This window comes from Arthrobacter sp. NPDC089319 (assembly GCF_040684925.1).
In the GTDB taxonomy this organism is placed as follows: Bacteria; Actinomycetota; Actinomycetes; order Actinomycetales; family Micrococcaceae; genus Crystallibacter.
On sequence record NZ_JBFBGZ010000007.1, the window covers coordinates 44,651 to 60,333 of the forward strand.

Annotated in this window: 12 protein-coding genes; 8 read left to right on the forward strand and 4 right to left on the reverse strand. The window is 66.5% G+C overall.

The genetic code is table 11. From position 1 onward, the window contains the following. Positions 1-33 precede the first annotated feature (33 nt). The 3 genes from dnaE to nrdR all read left to right on the forward strand — a co-directional run bounded on the left by dnaE (position 34) and on the right by nrdR (position 5,557). Positions 34-3,576 (forward strand): DNA polymerase III subunit alpha, encoded by a 3,543-nt coding sequence (gene dnaE, locus AB0N75_RS11660; RefSeq protein ID WP_364650178.1) that lies wholly within the window; start codon positions 34-36, stop codon positions 3,574-3,576. 34 nt (positions 3,577-3,610) lie between these two features. After that, positions 3,611-4,954: a histidinol dehydrogenase gene (gene hisD, locus AB0N75_RS11665; RefSeq protein ID WP_364649679.1), complete on the forward strand. Its 1,344-nt coding sequence runs from the start codon at positions 3,611-3,613 to the stop codon at positions 4,952-4,954. A 102-nt stretch (positions 4,955-5,056) separates the two neighbouring features. Then, positions 5,057-5,557 carry a transcriptional regulator NrdR gene (gene nrdR, locus AB0N75_RS11670; RefSeq protein ID WP_127514416.1) on the forward strand — a complete coding sequence of 167 codons (501 nt, stop codon included), beginning with the start codon at positions 5,057-5,059 and terminating at the stop codon, positions 5,555-5,557. Between the two features lie 63 nt (positions 5,558-5,620). On the opposite strand, the gene ppgK is transcribed toward nrdR, so the two are convergent. Both ppgK and map read right to left on the reverse strand, forming a co-directional pair. Further along, the gene (ppgK, locus tag AB0N75_RS11675) at positions 5,621-6,439 is read right to left on the reverse strand and encodes a polyphosphate--glucose phosphotransferase (RefSeq protein WP_364649682.1); all 819 of its coding nucleotides are present in this window, start codon (positions 6,437-6,439) and stop codon (positions 5,621-5,623) included. A gap of 80 nt (positions 6,440-6,519) precedes the next feature. Continuing rightward, a complete protein-coding gene (map, locus tag AB0N75_RS11680) occupies positions 6,520-7,398 on the reverse strand; it encodes a type I methionyl aminopeptidase (protein ID WP_364649685.1) in 879 nt (292 codons plus the stop codon). Between the two features lie 63 nt (positions 7,399-7,461). Here map and AB0N75_RS11685 point away from each other — a divergent pair, with 63 nt between their 5' ends. Beyond that, positions 7,462-7,656 (forward strand): SPOR domain-containing protein, encoded by a 195-nt coding sequence (locus AB0N75_RS11685; protein ID WP_364650181.1) that lies wholly within the window; start codon positions 7,462-7,464, stop codon positions 7,654-7,656. Positions 7,657-7,725: 69 nt separating this feature from the next. On the opposite strand, the gene panB is transcribed toward AB0N75_RS11685, so the two are convergent. Further along, positions 7,726-8,598, reverse strand: coding sequence for a 3-methyl-2-oxobutanoate hydroxymethyltransferase (gene panB / locus AB0N75_RS11690; RefSeq protein WP_364649688.1), 873 nt, complete (start codon positions 8,596-8,598; stop codon positions 7,726-7,728). A gap of 173 nt (positions 8,599-8,771) precedes the next feature. Here panB and AB0N75_RS11695 point away from each other — a divergent pair, with 173 nt between their 5' ends. The 4 genes from AB0N75_RS11695 (at position 8,772) to AB0N75_RS11710 (ending at position 13,937) form a co-directional block, all read left to right on the forward strand. After that, the gene (locus AB0N75_RS11695; protein WP_127514406.1) at positions 8,772-10,112 is read left to right on the forward strand and encodes a glutamine synthetase family protein; all 1,341 of its coding nucleotides are present in this window, start codon (positions 8,772-8,774) and stop codon (positions 10,110-10,112) included. Between the two features lie 11 nt (positions 10,113-10,123). Further along, the gene (locus AB0N75_RS11700; protein ID WP_364649691.1) at positions 10,124-13,141 is read left to right on the forward strand and encodes a bifunctional [glutamine synthetase] adenylyltransferase/[glutamine synthetase]-adenylyl-L-tyrosine phosphorylase; all 3,018 of its coding nucleotides are present in this window, start codon (positions 10,124-10,126) and stop codon (positions 13,139-13,141) included. Between the two features lie 150 nt (positions 13,142-13,291). Beyond that, complete coding sequence (locus AB0N75_RS11705; protein WP_364649694.1) at positions 13,292-13,618, forward strand: cupin; 327 nt, start codon at positions 13,292-13,294, stop codon at positions 13,616-13,618. 169 nt (positions 13,619-13,787) lie between these two features. After that, positions 13,788-13,937, forward strand: coding sequence for a hypothetical protein (locus AB0N75_RS11710; RefSeq protein WP_364649697.1), 150 nt, complete (start codon positions 13,788-13,790; stop codon positions 13,935-13,937). 116 nt (positions 13,938-14,053) lie between these two features. Here the strand turns inward: AB0N75_RS11710 and glnA are convergent, their stop codons facing one another. Continuing rightward, the gene (glnA, locus tag AB0N75_RS11715; RefSeq protein ID WP_364649700.1) at positions 14,054-15,478 is read right to left on the reverse strand and encodes a type I glutamate--ammonia ligase; all 1,425 of its coding nucleotides are present in this window, start codon (positions 15,476-15,478) and stop codon (positions 14,054-14,056) included. Positions 15,479-15,683 lie beyond the last annotated feature (205 nt).

Consider the following 15,683-nt stretch of genomic DNA (forward strand, 5'->3'; position numbering starts at 1 on the left):
GGCTCCGACACCTAGAATGAAACGGTGGCAGCAGTGACTTCTTCCAAGACCGGCAACGATTCCTTCGTCCATCTCCACAACCACACCGAGTACTCGATGCTCGATGGTGCCGCGCGGCTGACCGACCTGTTCAGCCACACCGAGGAACTGGGCATGAACGCGGTGGCGACGACGGACCACGGGTTCGTCTTCGGTGCCTTCGATTTCTGGAACAAGGCCCGCAACGCCGGCGTCAAACCGATTGTCGGCGTCGAGGCGTACCTGACTCCGGGCACCGCCCGGGCGGATAAGACGCGCGTGCGCTGGGGCGACGGCGGACGCAACGACGTCTCCGGCGCCGGTGCCTACACCCACATGACCATGTGGGCTGAGACTACCGAGGGCATGCACAACCTCTTCCGCGCCTCGTCGCTGGCGTCGCTGGAAGGCTACCTGTACAAGCCCCGGATGGACCGGGATCTGCTGCAGACCTATGGCAAGGGCCTGATTGCCACCACCGGCTGCCCGTCCGGCGAAGTCCAGACCAAGCTGCGGCTGGGCCTTTACAACGAGGCCAAGCAGGCCGCCTCCGATTTCCGGGACATCTTCGGCAAGGAGAACTTCTTCTGCGAGCTGATGGACCACGGGCTGGACATCGAGCGCAACGTGCAGACCGACCTGCGCAAGCTGGCGCGCGAACTCGGGCTCCCGTTTGTGGCCACCAACGACCTTCACTACACGCACGCCGAGGATGCCAAGTCGCACGCGGCGCTGCTGTGCGTGCAGTCCGGCTCGTCGCTGGCCGACCCGAAGCGGTTCAAGTTCGATGCGGACGAGTTCTACCTGAAATCCCCGGCGGAGATGCGGGCCATCTTCCGCGATGTGCCCGAAGCGTGCGACAACACCCTGCTGATCGCCGAGCGCTGCAACGTGGAGTTCAACACCAAGGCCTCCTACATGCCGGTGTTCCCCGTGCCGGAGGGGGAGAACGAGGAATCCTGGTTCGTCAAGGAAGTCGAGAAGGGGCTGCAGTACCGGTTCCCGGGCGGGATTCCCGACGATGTGCGCAAGCAGGCCGAATATGAGATCGGCATCATCCTCCAAATGGGCTTCCCGGGCTACTTCCTGGTGGTCGCCGACTTCATCAACTGGTCCAAGGACCACGGCATCCGGGTTGGCCCGGGCCGCGGTTCCGGTGCCGGCTCGATGGTGGCCTACGCCATGCGCATCACCGACCTGAACCCGCTCAAGCACGGCCTGATCTTCGAGCGCTTTCTGAACCCGGACCGCGTCTCGATGCCTGACTTCGACGTCGACTTCGATGACCGGCGCCGACCGGAAGTGATCAAGTACGTCACCGAGAAGTATGGTGACGACCGCGTGGCCATGATCGTCACGTACGGCACGATCAAGGCCAAGCAGGCGCTGAAGGACTCATCCCGGGTAATGGGCTATCCGTTCTCCACCGGCGAGCGGCTGACCAAGGCCATGCCGCCGGATGTCATGGGCAAGGGCCTGACGCTGAAGGAAGTGCACGATCCCAGCGCCAAGCGCTACGGCGAGGCCGAGGAGATGCGCGAGCTGCTCAAGTCCGACGCGGATTCCGCCAAGGTCTTCGAAACCGCGCTCGGCCTGGAGGGGCTGAAGCGCCAGTGGGGTGTGCACGCCGCCGGCGTCATCATGTCCTCGGACCCGCTGATCGACATCATCCCGATCATGCGCCGGGAGCAGGACGGCCAGGTCATTACGCAGTTCGACTATCCCACCTGTGAAGGCCTTGGCCTGATCAAGATGGACTTCCTCGGACTGCGGAACCTGACGATCATCACCGACGCCATCGAGAACATCAAGATGAACCAGGACGTGGACCTGGATCTTGAGACGCTGGACCTGGACGACCGCGGGTCCTACGATCTGCTCGCCCGCGGCGACACCCTGGGCGTCTTCCAGCTCGACGGCGGCCCGATGCGGTCGCTGCTGAAGATGATGCGGCCGGACAACTTCGAAGACATCTCCGCAGTCATCGCGCTGTATCGGCCGGGTCCGATGGGCGCCAACTCGCACACCAACTACGCCCTGCGTAAAACGGGCCTCCAGGAGATCACCCCGATCCACCCGGAGCTGGAAGAACCGCTGCGGGACATCCTGGACACCACCTACGGCCTGATCGTGTATCAGGAGCAGGTGATGGCGATTGCCCAGAAGGTGGCAGGCTTCTCGCTCGGCCAAGCGGACATTCTGCGCCGCGCGATGGGCAAGAAGAAGAAGTCGGAGCTGGACAAGCAGTACGCCGGCTTCCACCAGGGCATGGTGGACCGCGGCTACTCCGAGGCAGCGATCAAGGCACTGTGGGACATCCTGCTGCCGTTCTCCGACTACGCGTTCAACAAAGCGCACTCGGCCGCCTACGGCCTGGTCTCCTACTGGACCGCCTACTTGAAGGCGCACTATCCGGCCGAGTACATGGCCGCGCTGCTCACCTCGGTGGGGGATGACAAAGACAAACTGGCCCTGTACCTGAACGAATGCCGCCACATGGGCATCACCGTGCTGCCGCCGGATGTGAACGAATCGGCACTGAACTTCACCCCGGTGGGCAAGGACATCCGCTTCGGCATGGGCGCCATCCGCAACGTCGGTGCCAACGTGGTGCACGCCATGGTGGGCTCCCGCGACGAGAAGGGCAACTTCGCCAGCTTCAGCGACTTCCTGCAGAAGGTACCGGCCGTGGTCTGCAACAAGCGCACCATCGAATCGCTGGTCAAGGCCGGCGCGTTCGACTCGCTGGGCCACCCGCGCCGCGCGCTGGCGATGATCCACGAAGAAGCGGTGGACTCCGTCATTGTGCTCAAGCGCAACGAGGCCGCCAACCAATTTGACCTATTCAGCGCGTTCGACGACGGCGGCGAAACCGCCGGGGGACTCGCGGTTGATGTGCCGGACCTGCCCGAGTGGGACAAGAAGGACAAGCTGGCCTTCGAGCGCGACATGCTGGGCCTGTACGTCTCCGACCATCCGCTGCAGGGACTGGATGGCATCCTGAGCCAGCACGCGGACATGTCGATCACCTCGCTGATCGGCGAGGACGGCCCGCCGGACGGACAGATCATCACCATTGCGGGCATGATCACCTCGCTGCAGCGCCGAATCGCCAAGAACAGCGGCAACGCCTATGCCCGCGCCGAAGTCGAGGACCTCGGCGGCTCGATGGAGGTCATGTTCTTCGGCCAGGCCTATGCGCCGATCGCCACCGTGCTGGCGGAAGACCTGATCGTGGTGGTCAGGGGCCGGCTGCAGCGCCGCGACGACGGTGCGGTCACCCTGAATGCGCAGGAACTGACCGTGCCAGACCTCAGCGACGGGCACTCCGGTCCGGTGGTGATCTCGATGGCGAGCTTCAAGGCGACCGAGTCGGTGGTCACCGCGCTGGGTGATGTGCTGCGCACGCATCCCGGCACTACCGAGGTGCAGGTGCGGCTGAACAGCTCCCGCAAGGTCGAGGTGATGAAGCTGGGGGTGGACTTGCGGGTCAACCCGAACCCCTCGCTGTTCGGCGACCTCAAGGTGCTGCTGGGGCCAGCCTGCCTCGACGCCTGACCCGGCGGCGTCGACGGGTCAGTAGAATGGGTGGGTGACTTCTGCAGCCAACACCTTTAGCGATTTCCCCACCCTGGACCTGCGCGGCCGCAGCCTCGGCACCGCCGAGCTGAAAGCCGCGATGCCGCGCGCGGACACCACATTTGACGCCGCGACCGGCGCCGTCGAGGAGATTATCGGCAAGGTTCGCGCAGACGGGTTCGCCGGCCTGGCCGAGCTCGCGCGCCGGTTCGACGGCGTGGAGCAGCTTCACCCGCGCGTGCCGGCGGCGGCGCTGGACGAGGCCCTGGACCAACTGGACCCGCAGGTCCGGGCCGCCCTGGAGGAGTCCATCGCGCGCGCCCGGCGGTTCGCCGAGGCGCAGAAGCCGGGCGACACCGACGTCGAGATCAGCGATGGGGCCGTGGTGACGCACAAATGGATCCCGGTGAACCGCGTGGGGCTCTATGTTCCAGGCGGGCTGGCGGTGTATCCCTCCTCCGTGGTGATGAACGTGGTGCCGGCACAGGCGGCGGGCGTGGCGTCCATCGCGCTCGCCTCGCCGCCGCAGAAGGACTTCGGGTCGCTGCCGCACCCCACCATCCTGGCTGCTGCGAAGCTGCTGGGCATCGACGAGGTCTACGCCATCGGCGGTGCGCAGGCGGTGGCCGCCTTCGCCTACGGTGCGCCCGCCAACGGTCACGGCCCGGCGCTTGAACCCGTGGACGTGGTCACCGGACCCGGCAATGTTTTCGTGGCTACGGCCAAGCGGCTGGTCAAGAGCGTGGTCGGCATCGACGCGGAAGCGGGCACCACCGAGATCGCGATCCTGGCCGACGAGACCGCCAATCCTGCCTTCGTGGCCGCCGACCTGATCAGCCAGGCCGAGCACGACCCGCACGCAGCCTCCGTGCTGATCACCGCCTCAGCGGACCTGGCGGAGGCCGTGCGCGGGGAACTCGGCCGGCAGATTGCCCGGACCAAGCATTCCGAGCGTGTCCGCCAGGCACTGTCCGGACCGCAATCGGGCACCATCCTGGTGGACGGGCTGGAACAGGGCATCGCCGTCTGCGACGCCTATGCCGCCGAACACCTGGAAATCCAGACCGCCGACGCGGCCGCCGTGGCCGCCAGGATCCGCAACGCCGGCGCGATCTTTGTGGGCGACTACAGCCCGGTGAGCTTGGGCGACTATTGCGCCGGCTCCAACCATGTACTGCCCACCAGCGGCACCGCCACCTTCGCCAGCGGCCTCAATGTGACAACCTTCCTGCGGGCGGTCCAGGTGATCAATTACGGCAGCGGAGCACTGCGGGAAGTCAGCGGACACATCGATGCGCTGTCCCGGGCCGAGGACCTACCGGCGCACGGCGACGCCGTGGCCATCCGGTTCGCCTGAGCGGGCCGAACCCCAACATGTAGTAATCACAGTCTTGTAATTCACCTAGATATAGTCCTAGGATGAATTTGTTGCTGTTACCCCCCCCGGAAGGAGTGTTGCGTGTATTGCCCGTTCTGCCGCAACTCCGATTCGCGCGTGGTGGACAGCCGGCTGACCGATGACGGCTCGGCGATCCGCCGGCGCCGGCAATGCCCGGCCTGCGGGCGCCGGTTCACCACGGTCGAGACCACCAGCCTCAGCGTGATCAAGCGTTCGGGGGTCAGCGAGCCGTTCAGCCGCACCAAGGTGGTCAACGGCGTGCGCAAGGCCTGCCAGGGCCGGCCGGTGACGGAAGACGACCTGGCCATGCTGGCGCAGGAAGTCGAAGAATCGGTCCGCGCCAGCGGCGCGGCGGAAATCGACGCCCACGAGGTAGGGCTGGCGATCCTCGGCCCGCTGAAGAAGCTGGATCTGATCGCGTTCCTGCGGTTCGCCAGCGTGTACCAGGGCTACGAATCGCTGGAGGATTTCGAATCCGCCATCGACCAGCTGCGCCGCGATGCGCAGAAAAACGGCCAGCAGGGGCCGGAAGGCCGGCAACGGCCGCTGACAGCGCAATAACGCACTCAAGACTCCGGTGGCGGCTGCGGAGGGGAAGCCGAGGCCGCCACCGGCACCAACTGTTTACTTGGCGAAACCGAAGTGGATCGCCGACTGCAGCGCAGCCCCGACGATGCCGGCGTTGTTGCGCAGCTGCGCCGGAATGATCGGCGTGGCCAGCCGAAGCAGGGGCAGGAAGTCCTCGCTCCGTTTCGAAATACCGCCGCCGATGATGAACAGCTCCGGTGAGAACAAGAACTCCACGTGCGAAAAATAGCGCTGCAGGCGCTCGGCATACTCCTCCCAGTCCAGCCCCTCGCGTTCCCGGGCCGCGGCGGAAGCCTTCGACTCGGCGTCGTGCCCGTCCAGCTCCAGATGCCCCAGTTCGGCGTTGGGCACCAGCTTGCCGTTGAAGATGAAGGCAGAGCCGATGCCGGTGCCCAGGGTGATGACCAGCAGGGTGCCCTTCACGCCGGACCCGGCCCCATAACGGGCCTCGGCCAGCCCGGCCGCGTCCGCGTCGTTGATGACCTGCACGGGACGGGACATCTTGGCGGTGAGCAGCGAATCGACGTCGGTGCCGATCCAGCTGGGGTCAACGTTGGCCGCCGACCGGGCGACGCCGTGGCGGATGATGGCAGGGAAGGTGACGCCCACCGGGCGGTCCGGCGCCGGGCCCTCCGGCCGGGCGCAGAGTTCGGTGACGATGCGGGCGACGACGTCGGCCACGGCATCCGGCGTGGACGGGCGGGGAGTGTCGTAACGGATGCGGTCGCCGACCAGATTTCCCTTTTTGAGGTCCACGATGCCGCCCTTGATGCCGGTGCCGCCGATATCGATCCCGATTGCCGAGCGTGCTGCCAGTTTGGCTGCCTTGCCGTCCTTGCCGTCCTTGGTCGCCATGCCACCTCCGTGTGCGCTTGTAGCCGGCGTGCCGCGCCAGACTATTCGGTAGCCTACCCGCTGCACCGGAGAGTGGCGGGTTAGGGCAGGGTCAGGATCTCCGCGCCGGAGTCGGTGACCACCAGGGTGTGCTCGAACTGGGCGGTCCGCTTGCGGTCCTTGGTGACAACCGTCCAGTCGTCGTCCCACATCTCCCATTCGATGGTGCCTAACGTCAACATTGGCTCGATGGTGAAGACCATTCCCGGCTCGATCACCCGGCTGTAGGCGGGGGCGGCGTCGTAATGCGGGATGATCAGGCCGGTGTGGAACGCTTCGCCCACGCCATGGCCGGTGAAATCGCGGACCACGCCGTAGCCGAAACGCTTGGCGTAGGACTCGATGGTCCGGCCGATGACATTGATTTCGCGGCCCGGCGCCACTGCTTTGATGCCGCGGCGCAGCGACTCCTGAGTGCGCTCGACCAGCAGCCTCGACTCCTCGTCGACGTCGCCGACCAGGAAGGTGTGGTTGGTATCCCCGTGGACGCCGTCCAGATAGGCGGTGATGTCGATGTTGATGATGTCGCCGTCCTGCACCACGGTGGTATCCGGGATCCCGTGGCAAATCACCTCATTGAGTGAGGAGCAAATCGACTTCGGGAAGCCGCGGTAGCCCAGGCAGGACGGATACGCATGGTGGTCCAGCAGGAACTCATGGCCGATCCGGTCCAATTGGTCAGTGGTGACGCCTGGTTCGATGTGCTTGCCGACCTCCACGATGGCCTGTGCAGCGATCCGACCTGCGGTGCGGATTTTTTCGATGGTTTCCGGTGACTTGACCTCGGAACCGGTGAATTTGGCCGGCGCCGGTTTCCACGCGTACTCGGGCCGTTCAATCGAAGCGGGGACCGGCAAAGTGGGGCTGACGGTGCCTTGAACGAGGGTTCCGGCGGGTGCTGTTGCTGCGTTGTGGGGCATAGTATCGATCATATAGGTGCTGCAGCGGTGCCCGGGCGGGTCAGACGCCGGCAGGCGGCTACGCTGCAACGGCGCCGTCAACTTAAGGAGGCCGGCATGGCGGATTTCTGGTACAACGTCGTCACCCACCAGGTGGAAGTGGGCGCCCAGTCCGACTGGACCCAACTGATCGGCCCATACGCGACCCGCGAAGAGGCCGAGCACGCGCTGGAAAAGGTGCATCAGCGCAACGAGGAGTGGGACGCCGAGGACGACTGACGCGGTCGGCGGCCCCGCCCGTCCGGGTGCGCCCGCCCGGGGCCAGCGCGTCCGGGTGGCAGACCCTCGCTAGAAGGAGTGCTCCGGGCCGGGGAACGCGCCGTCCTGGACCTCCGAGCGGAAGGCGGCAGCGGCGTCGGAAATGATGCTGCGCACGTCTGCATACTGCTTGACGAACTTGGCCATCTTGCCCCCGCGCAGACCCACCATGTCCTGCCAGACGAGCACCTGGCCGGTGGTCGACGGACCGGCTCCGATGCCGACCGTGGGAACGTGCAGGGCCTGATCAACCTTGGCTGCCGCCTCGGCCGGGACCATCTCCATCAGCACCGCAAACGCCCCGGCCGCTTCCAGCGCCAGCGCATCGTCAATCAGCCGCCCGGCGTCGTCGCCGCGGCCCTGCACCCGGTAGCCGCCCAACGCGTGCTCGCTCTGCGGGGTGAAGCCGATGTGGGCCATCACCGGAACGCCGGCCTGCACCAGGGCACGGACGGTGTCCGCGTAGTACGCGCCGCCCTCCATCTTCACCGCATGGACTCCCGTTTCCTTCAGGAAACGCACGCCGGTCTCCACCGCCTGCGCCGGCGAGACCTCATAGCTGCCGAAGGGCAGGTCGGCAACGACGAAGGCGCTCCGGGCCGAACGGGCGACCGCCCGGCAGAGCGGCAGCATTTCGTCCACCGTGATCGGCAGCGACGTTTCGTTGCCCAGCACATTGTTGGACGCCGAGTCGCCGATCAACAGCACCTCGATCCCGGCCGCATCGAAAATCTCCGCGGTGTACTGGTCATACGCGGTCAGCATCGCAAAGCGGCGGCCCTCGTCCTTGGCCTGCTGCAGGTGGTGAATGCGGGTGCGGCGGGCCGGGCGCGGCGCCGAAGACGCGGCGGGCGTGCCGTAGGGAGCCGGCTGCTCTGCGCCGGAAGGCTGTGAAGTGGGCATGTGATAGAGCCTAATCCTCAGACGTCTGCTTGCTCCACTTGTGCGCGGCCGCGTTACCGGGCGGAAAGTTCGGCGGTGCTGCCAGTAGGCTAAGGGAAGTACAAGGCAGGCTCTGGCAAGCGGCTTCCGACGCCGAGTCAGAAGCCGCTTGCGGACATAGTGAAAGGCAGCCCATGGACCGTCAGCAGGAATTCGTCCTCCGCACCATCGAAGAGCGCGACGTGCGGTTCGTCCGGCTCTGGTTCACGGACATCGTCGGGTCGCTGAAATCCGTGGCGCTGGCTCCTGCTGAGGTGGAAGGCGCCTTCGAAGAAGGGCTCGGCTTCGACGGTTCCTCGATCGAGGGCCTGGCCCGGGTTTTCGAGTCGGACATGCTGGTCCAGCCGGACCCCACGACATTCCAGATCCTGCCCTGGCGGGGCGAGGCGGAGCAGACCTCGCGGATGTTCTGCGATGTGCTCACGCCCGACGGCGAGCCCTCCAGCGCCGATCCGCGCAACGTGCTGAAGCGGACGCTGAGCAAGGCGGCGGAGATGGGATTCACCTGCTATACCCATCCGGAGATCGAGTTTTATCTGCTCAAGTCCGACGAACTGGGGCCGGACGGGATTCCGGTGCCCGTGGACCGGGCCGGCTATTTCGACCACGTGCCCGGCGGCGTCGCACAGGACTTCCGCCGCACGGCGGTGACCATGCTGGAAAACGTGGGCATCTCGGTGGAGTTCAGCCATCATGAGGACGGTCCCGGGCAGAACGAAATCGACCTCCGCTACGCCGACGCCCTGCAGACCGCGGACAACATCATGACCTTCCGCACGGTGGTCAAGGAAGTGGCGTTGATGGAGGGCATCTATGCCACCTTCATGCCCAAGCCTTTCTCCGATCACCCCGGCTCCGGCATGCACACCCACTTCTCGTTGTTCGAGGGCGATTCGAACGCCTTCTTCGAAGCCGGTGCCGAATACCAGCTGTCCAAAACGGCCCGCCAGTTCATGGCCGGGATCCTGCACCACGCCCCGGAGTTCACCGCGGTCACCAACCAGTTCGTCAACTCGTACAAACGGCTGTGGGGCGGGGGAGAGGCCCCCAGCTATATCTCCTGGGGCCACAACAACCGCTCCGCCCTGCTGCGGGTTCCGCTCTACAAGCCGAACAAGGGCCAGTCGGCCCGGGTCGAGTACCGCGGCATTGACTCGGCCGCCAACCCGTACCTGTCCTACGCGGTGCTGCTCGGGGCAGGCCTGAAGGGGATCGAGGAAGGCTACGAGCTGCCGCCGGCGGCCGAGGACGACGTCTGGAGCCTGAGCACCGCGGAGCGCCGCGCCATGGGCCTTGATCCGCTGCCGTCCAGCCTGCACGACGCCATCCGGGCGATGGAAGAGTCCGAACTGGTCGCCGGCATCCTGGGCGAGCAGGTCTACGAAATCTTCCTGCGGAACAAGCGCGCCGAATGGCACGACTACCGGCTGCAGGTGACCCCGCACGAGCTGAAGCGCAACATCGGAATCCTCTAGGACGAAAGACAGTGCTCACCACCCGGCGTTTGATTGCCCGAGGTTTTCACGACCTGGAGCGCAGCACCCGTTTCCTGCAGGCCAAGGAACTCACCGGCGTCAGCCAGGAACGGTTGGAGGCGGGCTTCGCCGTCAGCGCGGACCCGGACCAGGCGCTGGTCACCCTGGTCCGGCTGCTGGAGAAGAACCCGTCCCTGGTTGAGGTCATCAACACGGGTGGCGACGGCAGCGAAGCCCTGTTCCGGCTACTCGGGGCCTCGGAAGCGCTGGGCGAATTCCTGCTCCGCCGGCCGGAGCACCTTGACGTCCTGGACACGGATATCGGCCCGGAACCGGGCAGCGTTCCGGCGTCCCGGCTGCGCAGTTCGATGCTGCAGTCCGTCCGGGCAGATCCGCTGTCCGACCAACCGGTCGCGTCCCTCGCCGGCAAGGACGCCTACATCGAGCTGCGGAGCACGTACCGCCGGCATCTGGCCGAACTGGCCATCCGCGATCTTTGCGCTGCCTCTCCGGTCGACTTCATGCCGGCGGTCGGCCGGGAGCTGGCCGACCTGGCGGCGGCTGCGCTGGAGGCCGGGCTGGCGGTGGCCCGGGCCGAAGTGGCGGAACGCTATCCCGCCGAGGACGTTGCGGCGGTGAAACTGGCCATCATCGGGATGGGCAAGTGCGGCGCCGGCGAGCTGAATTATATTTCCGACGTCGACGTGGTGTACGTCGTCGAGGCCGAGGGACTCGACGACGGCGATGCCGCCGCCATAGGTGCCGCTCTGGCCACCGGAACGGCGCGCGCCATCTCGTCCCCCGGGCCGGAGCCCGGACTCTGGGAAGTGGACGCCAACCTGCGGCCGGAAGGCAAAGACGGGCCATTGGTGCGGACCCTGGATTCGCATCTGACGTACTACCGGCGCTGGGCCCAGAGCTGGGAGTTCCAAGCGTTGCTGAAGGCCCGGGCGGTGGCCGGCGACGCGGAGCTGGGCCGCCGGTATGAGGAAGCGGTCGCACCGCTGGTGTGGTCCTCCTCGGAGCGCGATGGCTTTGTCGAGTCGGTGCAATCCATGCGCCGCCGGGTTACGGAAAACATTCCGGCCCATGAGCGCGGCCGGCAGATCAAGCTGGGGCGCGGCGGACTCCGGGACGTCGAGTTCACGGTCCAATTGCTCCAGCTGGTCCATGCCCGTGTGGACGAATCCATCCGGCAGCGGGACACCACCTCCGCCATTGGGGCCTTGAGCGTGGCCGGCTACATCTCCCGGGCGGACGCCCGCGAATTCGATGAGGCGTACCGGTTCCTGCGTGTGCTGGAGCACCGGATCCAACTGGTGCAGCTGCGCCGGACCCACCTGATGCCCGAAGCCGAGCAGGCCCAGCGCGTGCTGGCCAAGGCAGCACAGGGGGCGCTGCTGGACCGGCGGCCGGCACCGGCGGAACTGCTGGAGAAATGGCAGCAGACCAAGCGCCGGGTGCGGGCGCTGCATGAGCAAATCTTCTACCGGCCGCTGCTGGCCGCCGCGTCCAACCTGAGCCTGGACGAAGTGCGGCTCAGCCCCGAGGCGGCCCAGGGCCGGCTGGCCGCCTTGGGCTACCAGGATCCGCGCGGCGCCATGCGCCACATTGAGGCGCTGACCGGCGGGGTCAGCCGGAAGGCCTCGCTGCAGCGCCAACTGCTGCCGGTGCTGCTGGAATGGATCGCTTCCGGGGTGGACCCTGATGCCGGGCTGCTGGGCTTCCGGCGGTTGAGCGAACGGCTGGGGGACTCGCACTGGTATCTGGGCATGCTGCGCGACTCGAGCTCCGCCGCCGAACGGCTGTGCCACGTCCTCTCCAGCAGCCGCTTCATCACGGACCTGCTGGAGGTCTCACCGGAATCGACGGCGTGGCTGGGCACGGACAAAGACCTGGTGCCGCTGAGCTTCGACGCCCAGTGGCAGGAGATCCAATCCAAGATGTCCCGCCATCCGGTGCCGGAAGAGGCCATCCGGCTGATCCGGCTGATCCGCCGCCGGGAAACGCTGCGCATAGCGCTCGCCGACTCGTCCGGCCTGCTGGAGCAAAGCCAGGTCGGCGCGGCCTTGTCCGACGCCGACCGGGCTGCAGTGCTCGGGGCCTTGCACGTGGCGGAAACCTCCGTGCTGGAGTCGGAGGAACGGTTGACGGCGCTGCTGGTGGTCGCCATGGGACGCCAGGGCGGACGCGAAATCAGCTACGGCTCGGATGCCGACGTGATGTACGTGCACCGGCCGTTGCCGGGTGCGGATCCCGGCCAGGCCCAGCAGCAGGCGGAGCGCATCGTGGCCCGGATTTCTGCGTTGCTAAAGCAGCCGTGTACTCCGCCGGTGCTGGCCGAGCGGGTGCTGGAGGTGGATGCGGCCCTGCGGCCGGAAGGCAAGAACGGGCCGATGGTGCGGTCGCTGGACTCGTACCGGGAGTACTACCAGCGCTGGTCGCTGGTGTGGGAGGCACAGGCCTTGCTGCGCGCCCGCCCGATGGCCGGAGACGACGCCCTCGCCGAAGACTTCATGGCATTGGTGGATCCGATCCGCTACCCGGCGGAGCTGGCCAGCGACCAAGCCCGCGAGATCCGCCGGATCAAGGCCCGGGTGGAATCCGAGCGGCTGCCGCGCGGCGCCGATCCGGCCCGGCATCTGAAGCTGGGCCGCGGCGGACTCAGCGACGTGGAATGGCTGGTGCAGTTGCTGCAGCTGCAGCACGCCCACGGGCGTCCGGAGCTGCGCACCACCAACACCCTGGCGGCGCTCTCGGCCATCGCCGCCGCCGGGCTGCTGCCCGAGGACGACGCGGCAACGCTCGGCCGGAGCTGGAGCCTGGCCACCCGGATCCGCTCGGCCAATGTGATCTGGGCCGGTAAGAACTCCGACCTGCTGCCCGCCTCGCGGCGGGACCTGGAAGCGGTGGCGCGCTGGTGCGGGTACGAGCCGGGAAACGCAGCGGCCATCGAGGAAGACTACCTGCGCCTGACCCGGCGCGCCCGCGCCATTTTCGAGCGCTACTTCTACGGTTACGGCACCTGAACTCCCGGCCAGGGCGCTCCGAGCCGCTGCCGGCGGCGGGCAGCCCGGCTCGGCAGGCACCGCCGTCGGGCCAGCCGCTGTGCTTTGATGGCTGCCGGAAGGGGACCGGGCTAGGCTGATGCCGGAACCTAAGCGAAGGAGACTTCAGAGATGACCGACATCGATGTGGTTGGACGCGAGCATCTGGCGGTGGCGGTCGGCTCGCCGCACGGACGCAGTGCGGCCTTGGTGGCCCAGGACGGTCCGCTGCGCCAAACCGTACTCGCACTGAAGGCCGGGGCCGAACTGGGGGAGCACAACGCTCCTCTCGCCGGCACCCTGCTGGTCCTTGAAGGGTCGGTGACCGTGGTCTCCGCGTCCGGACGCATGGCGGTGAACCAGAACCAGCTGGCCGTGATTCCGCAGGAGCGGCACTCGGTGGAAGCATCCGAAGACTCGGTGTTCCTGCTCACCGCCGTCACCGAAACGCACCGCTAGGGCCTGCGCGCGTGCCGTCCGGCCGGCCAGGGGACGGGACCATTCCGGCGGAGGCCTAACGCGCGCAGGTGGCCCGGCCAGGGACGGGACGTGGACGCCCGGCAGTGGCAAAATGTGGCTTATTGGTGGAAACGGAGGATCCACACTCAGCGGCCGTACCCCGCGACCGGTGAAGAACGCGCTCATCGTCGCGCTCGCCCTGTTCCTGGTGCTCCTGGTGATACTGCGCATCGGTGTCGCCTATTCGTTCGTGCTCACGGTCACCGCGCTGGTGTTCGTTGGCGTGGTGGCCATATTCCGCAAGGCGCTGGGCCGTTAGCGGGTGTCGACGCACGAAAGCGGCCCGCTGGTTGCCGGAGGGCAATAGCGGGCCGCTTCGAGGAGCTCACGATCGTGCGGACGCCGGGGCTGCCGCACGTCTAGCGCATGCTGGGGCTAGCAGCCGTAGTAGAGCTCGAACTCGTAGGGGTTCGGGCGGGCGGCCAGCGGTGTGATTTCCTCTTCGCGCTTGTAGGCGATCCAGGTGTCGATCAGGTCCTGGGTGAAGACGCCGCCGGCCTGCAGGAACTCGTTGTCCGCCTCCAGCGCCTCGAGCGCTTCCTCCAGCGAACCCGGAGCCTTCTGGATGTCCTTGGCTTCCTCGGCGGGCAGCTCGTACAGGTCCTTATCGATCGGGTCGGCCGGCTCGATGCGGTTCTTGATCCCGTCCAGGCCTGCCATCAGCTGGGCGGCGAAGGCCAGGTAGGGGTTGGAGCTGGGGTCGGGAGCGCGGAACTCGATGCGCTTGGCCTTGGGGTTGGAACCGGTGATCGGGATGCGGATGCCGGCCGAGCGGTTGCCTTGCGAGTAGACCATGTTCACCGGGGCCTCGAAGCCCTTGACCAGCCGGCGGTAGGAGTTCACCGTGGGGTTGGTGAACGCGAGCACGGCGGAAGCGTGCTTGAGCAGGCCGCCGATGTACCAGCGGGCGGTGTCGGACAGGCCGGCGTAGCCCTTCTCGTCGTAGAACAGGGGCTCTCCGCCGGTCCACAGCGACTGGTGGCAGTGCATGCCGGAACCGTTGTCACCGAAGACGGGCTTGGGCATGAAGGTGGCGGACTTGCCCCAGGCATCGGCCACGTTCTTGACGATGTACTTGAACTTCAGCAGGTCGTCGGCGGCGTGCGTCATGGTGCTGAACCGGTAGTTGATCTCGGCCTGGCCGGCGGAGCCGACTTCATGGTGGGACCGTTCCACTTCGAGGCCGACGGCGTCCAGTTCCACGCAGATCGCGTCGCGCAGGTCGGCCTGCTTGTCGGTGGGGGCCACCGGGAAGTAGCCGCCCTTGACCGGGGTCTTGTAGCCCTGGTTGCCGCCTTCTTCCTTCTTGCCGGAGTTCCAGTGGGCCTCGACCGAGTCCACCTTATAGAAGGAGTGCTCCGGGCTGGACTGGTAACGGACGTCGTCGAAAATGAAGAATTCGGCTTCCGGGGCGAAGAACGCGGTGTCGGCGATCCCGGTGGATGCAAGGTACGCCTCGGCACGCTCGGACACGCCGCGCGGGTCGCGGTGGTACGGGTCGCCGGTTCGCGGGTTCACGATGGAGAAGTTCAGGGCCAGCGTCTTCTCCACCCGGAACGGATCGATGAATGCGGTGGTGACATCCGGGATCAGCTGCATGTCGGATTCGGCGATGCCCTGGAAACCGCGGATCGAGGAGCCGTCGAAGAGCTGCCCGTTCACGAAGAAGTCGGCGTCAACGGTCTTCGCGGGCACGTTGAAGTGCTGCTGGACGCCTGGCAGGTCGGTGAAACGGATATCGACGAACTTGACGTCTTCGTCGGCGATGTATGTGAGGACCTCGTCCGCATTCTTGAACATCGGGTCATGCTCCTTACGCATTCTGGGGGAACCTGCCTCCGCTCTACGGGGCGGCAACAGTTACAACAGTAGAAGCAGGGAATTTCCCGTCAGTGTCGCAATTGTTTCGGGCAGGTTACTTAAATCGATGTGCACTGCAAGTTTAGCGGCAGCGGGCCGACGGCTTTGCCAGCAGTTGCGGGAGGTCCGGCCGCTCCGGGAACCA